1 pseudogene is annotated in these 267 nt (G+C 52.1%); it reads right to left on the reverse strand.

From position 1 onward, the window contains the following. Positions 1 to 267 (reverse strand): annotated as a pseudogene (locus tag PGX78_RS09260) (nitrite/sulfite reductase); the annotation flags it as partial.

Below are 267 nucleotides of genomic sequence, written 5' to 3' on the forward strand. Positions count from 1 at the left end.
CGGCCCCAAGCCTCCGGCGGCATATATATCGAACAGCCCGTCAGGTCGTCCGACAAATCCGAGGTCGCGAACTGTCGTATGCGGAGCATTGGTACCCGTATTATTAAAGGATACCTTTAATTTGCGCGGCAACTCGACTACGCCGATAAAACTCAACAAATAGTCGGCCGCCTCTTTAACCAATTCCGTAATATCGAAGTATTCCAGAGGGTCGACCCCGCGTAAAGCAGGTGCCGTAATATTACGGGGAAAATCAGATCCGGCCCC

The sequence above is a fragment of the Megasphaera sp. AF13-6AC genome (assembly GCF_027685385.1).
Classification (GTDB): domain Bacteria; phylum Bacillota; class Negativicutes; order Veillonellales; family Megasphaeraceae; genus Megasphaera; species Megasphaera micronuciformis.